General features: G+C 65.9%; 8 protein-coding genes and 1 tRNA gene. 5 read left to right on the plus strand and 4 right to left on the minus strand.

Going from position 1 to position 7,700, the window contains the following annotated elements; translation table 11 throughout:
* Positions 1-169 precede the first annotated feature (169 nt).
* Both B3547_RS03260 and B3547_RS03265 read left to right on the plus strand, forming a co-directional pair.
* The gene (locus B3547_RS03260; RefSeq protein WP_414690489.1) at positions 170-2,323 is read left to right on the plus strand and encodes a TonB-dependent receptor; all 2,154 of its coding nucleotides are present in this window, start codon (positions 170-172) and stop codon (positions 2,321-2,323) included.
* 4 nt (positions 2,324-2,327) lie between these two features.
* Complete coding sequence (locus tag B3547_RS03265; RefSeq protein WP_292960108.1) at positions 2,328-3,374, plus strand: PepSY-associated TM helix domain-containing protein; 1,047 nt, start codon at positions 2,328-2,330, stop codon at positions 3,372-3,374.
* Here the strand turns inward: B3547_RS03265 and B3547_RS03270 are convergent.
* A complete protein-coding gene (locus tag B3547_RS03270; RefSeq protein WP_125955368.1) occupies positions 3,371-4,012 on the minus strand; it encodes a 3-oxoacid CoA-transferase subunit B in 642 nt (213 codons plus the stop codon). The genes B3547_RS03265 and B3547_RS03270 overlap by 4 nt on opposite strands.
* A gap of 16 nt (positions 4,013-4,028) precedes the next feature.
* Positions 4,029-4,712 carry a 3-oxoacid CoA-transferase subunit A gene (locus tag B3547_RS03275; protein ID WP_125955367.1) on the minus strand — a complete coding sequence of 228 codons (684 nt, stop codon included), beginning with the start codon at positions 4,710-4,712 and terminating at the stop codon, positions 4,029-4,031.
* Between the two features lie 125 nt (positions 4,713-4,837).
* Here B3547_RS03275 and B3547_RS03280 point away from each other — a divergent pair, with 125 nt between their 5' ends.
* The gene (locus B3547_RS03280) at positions 4,838-5,602 is read left to right on the plus strand and encodes an IclR family transcriptional regulator domain-containing protein (RefSeq protein WP_292960114.1); all 765 of its coding nucleotides are present in this window, start codon (positions 4,838-4,840) and stop codon (positions 5,600-5,602) included.
* Between the two features lie 39 nt (positions 5,603-5,641).
* Here B3547_RS03280 and B3547_RS03285 read toward each other — a convergent pair.
* Positions 5,642-5,731: transfer RNA gene (locus B3547_RS03285), tRNA-Ser, on the minus strand.
* A 163-nt stretch (positions 5,732-5,894) separates the two neighbouring features.
* Here B3547_RS03285 and hspQ point away from each other — a divergent pair.
* Positions 5,895-6,281: a heat shock protein HspQ gene (gene hspQ, locus B3547_RS03290; protein WP_124809830.1), complete on the plus strand. Its 387-nt coding sequence runs from the start codon at positions 5,895-5,897 to the stop codon at positions 6,279-6,281.
* A 58-nt stretch (positions 6,282-6,339) separates the two neighbouring features.
* Here hspQ and B3547_RS03295 read toward each other — a convergent pair whose 3' ends face one another.
* Positions 6,340-7,209 carry an ABC transporter permease gene (locus tag B3547_RS03295; protein ID WP_124809821.1) on the minus strand — a complete coding sequence of 290 codons (870 nt, stop codon included), beginning with the start codon at positions 7,207-7,209 and terminating at the stop codon, positions 6,340-6,342.
* Between the two features lie 158 nt (positions 7,210-7,367).
* Between B3547_RS03295 and B3547_RS03300 the strand changes: the two genes are divergently transcribed.
* A partial coding sequence (locus B3547_RS03300; RefSeq protein ID WP_292960118.1) for a GcrA family cell cycle regulator occupies positions 7,368-7,700 on the plus strand: 333 nt, incomplete at its 3' end.

Here is a 7,700-nt window from a genome sequence, read left to right on the forward strand (position 1 = left end):
ACACAGGCCAGCCCCCGCCCCTTCACCACCTCCGCCATTACGGCCGCCTCATCCGCGGCCGCGATGTGTCGTGGGCGTCTATTCTTTTTAATGCGAATGAGTTGCATTACTTAGTCGAGATTGATAACGCGCCCCTCGATCATCGCGAGCCAAACGGGGGACAAGTACGGTGTCGATCAGGGCCAAGGCAGGTTTCACAGTTTCCGTTCTCGCTTTGGCAGGAGGGACGCTATCGCTGCCGCAAACGGCGTCCGCGGAAACCCGTGGTGAACCCGACGACACCCAGATCGTTGTTACGGCCGCGCGCACGATCCTTCCGCCCAATGCCCTGCCCCTGACCGTGGAGGTGATCGACAAGGCTTCTCTGGAACAGCAGATAGCCATATCCGGTTCGGTCACCGATGCTGTCGCCACGCTGATCCCGTCGTTCTCGCCCACGCGCCAGAAGCTCTCCGGGGCGGGCGAAACGCTGCGCGGACGCTCTCCGCTCTATGCCATCAACGGCATTCCCCAATCCACGCCGCTACGCGACGGCAGCCGCGACGGCTTCACCATCGACGGCTTCTTCGTCGACCGGGTGGAAGTAATCTACGGCTCGAACGCGCTGCAGGGCATCGGCGGCACCGGCGGCATCGTCAACCAGGTCACCGTCGGCGCACCCCAGACCGATGGGCTGGGCGGCCGGGTGCTGGTGCAGGGAACCAGCGGCGACGGCTTCGAAAGCGATGGCTTCGGCGGCAAGGTCGCGGGGTTGTTGCAATACAAGGCGGGACGTTTCGACGCGACGGTGGGCGCCGCCTACGACAAGCGCGGCGTGTTCTATGACGGAAAGGGACGCCGCACCGGCATCAACCTGACGCAAGGCGAAACGCAGGATTCGCGCACGCTCTCGCTGTTCGGGCGGTTCGGCTACGCCTTGTCCTCGACCGGGCGGATAGATCTGATCGCCAGCCGCTACGAACTGAAGGGCGATGGCGACTACGTGGCCGTGCAGGGCAACCGCGCCACCGGCCTGCCGACCAGCGCCACGCCCGGCACGCCCCCCGGCAAGCCTGCCACTAACCGCACGGAAAGCGTGGCGCTGTCGATCACCGACACGGCGTTGTGGGGCGGCAACTTCGTCAGCCAGGTGTTCTTCAACCGCAGCCGCGACACCTTCGGCGGAGAGCCCACGCCGCAGGCGACATTCCAGGACGCGCTGATCGCGCCGGTCGGCACCCTGTTCGACCAATCGCAGAACCGGTCGCGCAAGATCGGCGGCAAGATCAGCTACGAACGGCCGGTGCCCGGCTTCGAGGCGCTGACCGCGATCGTCGGTTTCGATGCCCTGTGGGACAAGACCGAACAGCGCCTGATCGCCACCAACCGCGTCTGGGTGCCGCCGACCGATTTCCGCAGCTTCGCACCGTTCGGCCAGCTCAACCTGAAGCTGCTGGATGGCAAGCTGCGATTTGCGGGGGGCGTCCGCTATGAGGATGTGCGGATCACCATCGACGATTTCACCACGCTCGCCACCTCCAACCGCACGTTCGTGAAAGGCGGCAGCCCGCGCTTTTCCGATGCCTTGCTCAACGGCGGCCTGATCATCGAACCCTGGCCCGGCATCCGCGCCTATGCGAGTTATGCCGAAGGCTTCACCGTCCCCGATGTCGGCCGGGTTACCCGCGCCATCAACAAGCCGGGGATCGCGATCGACACCTATCTCAACATCAGGCCGATCGTGTCCAACAACCGGGAGATCGGGATCGAGGTAAAGCGCGGCCCGCTGGATGGCAGCGTCACCTACTTCTGGTCGACCAGCAAGGAGGGGCAGCTTCTCGTTCAGCGACCTGACGGGATCTTCGACGTGCAGCGCCAGCGCGTCGAGATCCAGGGGCTGGAGCTGAATCTCGGCGTGCAGATGCCGATCGACGGACTGAAGCTGTCGCTGGGTTACGCGCACCTGATCGGCCGGTCGGACACCAACAACGACGGCAGGGTCGACAGCGATCTGGATGGCGCCAACATCTCGCCTGACCGCCTGAACCTGGCCGCCAGCTACGTGCGCGGCCCGATCAGCGCGCGAGTGCAGACCCAGGTCTATTTCGCCCGCACCTTCAAGGGCTTTGCGCGCGATCCCCGCAACGATTTCGGCGGCTACACCCTGACCGACGCGAGCCTGCGCTATCAGACCGCGATCGGCGGATGGACGCTGAGCGTGCAGAACCTGTTCGACAAGCAGTATATCGACTACGCCAGCGATACCACGCGCCCGACCGACAACTTCTTTTATTTCGCGGGACGCGGCCGTGCCTTCACGCTGGGCTGGGACTACCGGTTCTGACGCGATGAAGTGGCTCGATCTGCTCCACCGCTGGACCGGTGGCCTGCTTGGCCTGGTGCTGGCCGTGCTGGGTCTGTCGGGCGCGATTCTGGTCCACAAGGAGGACTGGATCGCCCTGCCCCACGCCGGCGATGCGCTGGTGAGCGATCCCGCCCGGATCGCGCTGGCAACCGGACGGCTGCTGCCCGCCCCGCGCGGAGAAGCGCTGATCTACGCCAGCGAACGGTTCGGGCTGATACAGTTGCGCGGCCCCGGCGATGCCGGCGCCTATGCCGATCAATCGGGGCACATCGTTACCCGCTGGGACAGCCAGTGGCAGCGGCCCGAACTCTGGCTGTTCGACCTGCACCACCACCTGTTATCCGGGGATGCCGGGGAAACCGTGATCGGCATCGCGGGGCTGGCCGGCGTGTTCTTCGTCGTCTCGGGCACGATCCTGTGGTGGCGGACACGCCGGACGTTCCGCTGGCGGCTGCTGCCTTCGCGCCTGTCGCGCGCCGCCATCCTGTGGCATCACCGCGATCTGGGCATCGTGATCGCGCCATTGCTGTTGCTGGCGACGCTGACGGGAACGATGATGGTGTTCCGGCCCGTCGCCGGACTGGTACTCTGGCCCTTCTCCCCGCCCTCCGCGATCGAGGCTTCCCTGAAGCCGCCCAAACTCGCCAGCGGCCCTCTCGCCGCGCGGCCGGACTGGCACGCAATGATCGAACAGGCGCAAGCGCGGTTTCCCGACGCGCGCCTGCGCATCCTTTCCCTGCCCCGCAAGCCCGGCGATCCCATCGCGATCCGCATGAAACGGGCGGACGAATGGCTGCCCAACGGCCGGTCAATGGTATGGTTCGACGCCGCGACGGGCCGTATGCTGGGCTCGCGCGATGCGCTGGACCTGCCCGCCGGCGCACGGATGTTCAACCAGGTGTATCCGCTCCACGCCGCCAAGGTCGGCGGCCTTGCCTACCGGCTGGTCATGACCCTCGTGGGACTCGGCCTGGCGCTGCTGGGCAGCCTGGCGGTGTGGACGTTCTGGTTCCGGAGACGGGTGCGCTAGGCATCCATGCGCAGCGGCACGCCGGTCAGCCCCTGCAAGGCATCGAGCGTGAGCCCGTCGATCATCTCCACGACCGAGGCCCCTTCCGGCCCCACATCGAACACGGCATGGTCGGTATAGATGCGCGATACGCAGGCGAGGCCGGTGAGCGGATAGCTGCACGCCTCGACCAGCTTGCTCTGCCCCTCGCGCGTCAGCAGGTCCATCATCACGAACGTGCGCTTGGCGCCGATGGCGAGATCCATCGCCCCGCCCACCGCCGGAATCGCTCCCGGCGCGCCGGTGTGCCAGTTGGCGAGATCGCCGTGAACCGAAACCTGGAACGCGCCCAGCACGCAGATGTCGATATGTCCGCCGCGCATCATCGCGAAGCTGTCGGCATGGTGGAAGAACGCGCCGCCCGCCAGCAGCGTGACCGGCTGCTTGCCCGCGTTGATCAGTTCCGGGTCCTCGTCCCCGGCCGCAGGCGCCGGCCCCATGCCGAGCAACCCGTTCTCGCTCTGGAGCACCACCTCCCGGTCGACCGGCAGGAAATCGGCCACGCGGGTCGGCAGGCCGATGCCAAGATTGACGTAGGCCCCTTCGGGGATGTCGCGGGCCACCCGTGCGGCCATCGCATCGCGGTCGAGACGCTTCATGCTTGCTTCCTTCCGTTCAAGCCGCGCGCGCGACAGAGGCCCCAAGCGCAACGACACGCTGGACGAAGATCCCCGGCGTCACCACCGTTTCCGGGTCCAGCGATCCCAGCGGCACGATCTCGTCGACCTGGACGATCGCGGTACGCGCCGCCATCGCCATGATCGGGCCGAAGTTGCGCGCGGTCTTGCGATAGACGAGGTTGCCCCAGCGATCGGCGCGGTGCGCCTTGATCAGCGCGAAATCGGCGTGGATCGGATATTCCAGCACATAATCGCGCCCGTCGATCCGGCGCGTTTCCTTGCCTTCGGCCAGCAGCGTGCCATAGCCGGTGGGCGTGAAGATCGCGCCCAGCCCGGCTCCGGCCGCCTGGATCCGCGCGGCAAGGTTGCCTTGCGGCACCAGTTCCAGCTCGATTTCCCCGGCGCGGTAACGCGCGTCGAAATGATGCGAATCCGACTGGCGCGGGAACGAACAGATGATCTTGCGCACCCGCCCGGCCTTGATCAGCGCGGCCACCCCGGTTTCGCCATTGCCGGCGTTGTTGTTGATGATGGTAAGGTCGCCCACGCCACGATCGATCAGCGCTTCGATCAGTTCGTCCGGCATGCCGGCCGTACCGAAGCCGCCGATCATCACCGACGCGCCATCGCCGATATCGGCCACTGCCGCGCGCACCGAAGCCACCGACTTGTCGATCACCGCCATTCTCCCGCAACGCGCGTGCCCCGGCACGGCATGGGCCGCACTTCGTGCCCAGTGATGGCTTGAGTCAACCGATAAACGGTATATTGTACGATTATCGTTTACAAATCGGGAGCAGCCGCGTGGAAACGCCGCAGGAGAACGATCCGGATTTCATGATGTCGCTGGCACGTGGACTGGCGGTGCTGCGCTGCTTCGCTGACGAACAGCGACCGATGACCATCGCCCAGGCGAGTCGCCTGACCGGGCTGAGCCGCCCGGCGGTCCGGCGCTGCCTGCACACGCTGGTCAGCCTGGGTTATGCCGCGCGCGACGAAAGCCGCTACACGCTCCGCCCCAAGGCACTGGCTCTGGGCTATGCCTATCTATCGTCCAACACGCTGGCCCAGCGCGCGCAACCCCTGCTCGACCGGTTGCGCGACGACATCCACGAATCCTGTTCGCTGGGCGTGCTGGAGGAAGGCGAAGTCTATTACGTCGCCCGCGCCGAAGCGAGCCGCATCATGTCGATCTCGCTGCGCGTGGGCAGCCGTTTGCCGCTCTATGCCACCTCGATGGGCCGCGTCCTGCTCTCCGCCCTGCCCCGCGCGGAACAGGAGGCCTATCTGCGCACGTCCGCGATTGCCCCATTGACCGGCCGCACCCAAACCGATCCGGCCACGCTGCTGGAGGTTTTCCGCAACGTCGCGGAACAGGAATATGCCATCGTCGATCAGGAACTGGAGCCGGGGCTGCGCTCGATCGCGGTTCCGGTGCGCAACCGTTCGGGCGTCACTATCGCCGCGCTCAACATCGGCACCCAGGCCGCGCGCGTTTCCATGGCCGATCTGCGCGCACGCCTGCTGCCCGCCCTGCGCCGCGTCGCCCGGGACATTGGCGCGAGCTAGGCGGAGCATCCGAAATACGAACCGTCGGGAACGGAAACTTGGCGGAGAGGGTGGGATTCGAACCCACGGTACGGTTGCCCGTACACCGCATTTCGAGTGCGGCGCATTCGACCACTCTGCCACCTCTCCATGAAGCGCCAAGGGACGGTTTAGAAAGCCGCCCGGTCGAGGAAGCGCGCCGTTAGCGCATGGATTGGGGCTTGCCAAGCAGAAAGATGACGCAATGCACAAGGGCTCGCTTGTTTCGCCCTGCGCCGCGCCCTATATTGCTGCCATGCCCCATATTCCCTCCATGGACACGGATCAGGCCCGCTACTTTTCGCAGCAGGCCGGTCGGCATGTTTCGGCGCCTCACGTCGCCACGGCGCGCTTCGCGATCGGTGATGTCGTGAAGCACCGGCTGTTCGATTTCCGTGGCGTGATCTTCGATATCGACCCGGTCTTCGCCAACAGCGACGAATGGTATGAATCCATCCCGGCCGACATGCGCCCGCCGCGCGACCAGCCTTTTTACCATCTCCTCGCCGAAAACGAGGAGAGCAGTTACGTGGCCTATGTCAGCCAGCAGAACCTGATGGCCGATCCCGACACCGGACCGGTGGAGCACCCTTCGCTCGACGAGATGTTCGATGGCTATCGCAACGGCCGCTATCGTCTGCGCCGGAGCCTTTCCCACTAAGTGGATCGGCCGGGGCGGGCTGGCGCATCGTCGCCTCGCCCGCGTTCCCCCGTCGACGTCAGCTTTTCAGCTTCCAGCCTGACCGCAGCAGCGCATACGTGACGCCTGCCAGCGCTACGTTCAGCACGCCCAGGCCGATCGCGCCGTGCAACACGGCAAGGTTGCTGTCGCCAATGTCGCTTTCCCCGAGAAAGCCGAAACGGAAACCGGAAATCACATAGAAGATCGGATTGACCCGGCTGATCGCCTGGAACGCGGGGGCCAGCCGATCGATCACGTAGAACGTGCCCGAAAGCATCGACATCGGCGTGATGATGAAATTGGTGACCGCCGCGTTGTGATCGAACTTTTCCGCCCACATCGAGGTCAGCACGCCGATGAGCGCCAGCAGCGTTGCGCCCATCAGCCCGAACCAGACGATCGCCCAGGGGTGCTTTGCCTCCAGATGCACGCCCGGCCACAGCATCATCGCCGCCGTCACGGCAAGGCCGACCAGGACGGCGCGCGTAACCGCCGCGCCGACCAGCGCCAGCAGCAGTTCTCCTTCGGAAACCGGCGGCATCAGATAGTCGATGATCGTGCCCTGGATCTTGCCGGCAAGGAAGCTGAAGCTCGAATTGGCGAAGGCATTGTTGATCATGCCCATGGCGATCAGGCCCGGCGCCACGAAGCTGGCGAACGGCACGCCCAGCACCACGCGCCCTCCACCGCCAAGCGCGAGCGTGAAGATCGCCAGATACAACAAGGTGGTGACGGCCGGCGCCCAGATCGTCTGGGTCTGCACCTTGAAGAACCGCCGCACCTCCTTCATATAGAGGGTCCACAATCCCAGCCGGTTGAAACCGCGGAAAATCGGTTGCCCAGGTTGCGGAAAGCTGCCGTGATACCGGTTGTCGTCCCCTGCGCGGGACGTGATTTGATCTGCCATGGCAGATGCGGTATCGCGCCAGCCTGCCTCTGACAAGGGCTGGCGGCAACGGCGTGACAAAGCTGGCGCGGGGGCGTCCCCGCGTTGGGGAAAACGATTGGGCGCCGATGGCGGAAACGCGGATCGCGCAAGGTTTTATACGAAGGATTGGCACGGGCATGAGCTGGACCGAAGAGCGGATCGAGAAGCTGACGAAGATGTGGGAAGGCGGCGCAACCGCCAGCCAGATCGCCGAGGAACTCGGTGGCGTCAGCCGCAATGCCGTGATCGGCAAGGCCCATCGCCTGGGGCTGAAGGCGCGGCCGTCGCCGGTGAAGGCGAATGAAAAGGCCGAGGCTCCTTCGACGCCCAAGGTCGTCCGCCCGGCATCGGCCGAACCACGTGCCGCCGCGCCGGCGCCGCGCCCCGCTGCCGTCGCTCCGCCCAGCGCTCCCGTCGCCGCAGCCGCTCCGGCTCCGCGTCCTGCGCCAGCCGCGCCCGCCGGTGCCACG

Source organism: Novosphingobium sp. UBA1939, assembly GCF_002336885.1.
GTDB lineage: Bacteria > Pseudomonadota > Alphaproteobacteria > Sphingomonadales > Sphingomonadaceae > Novosphingobium.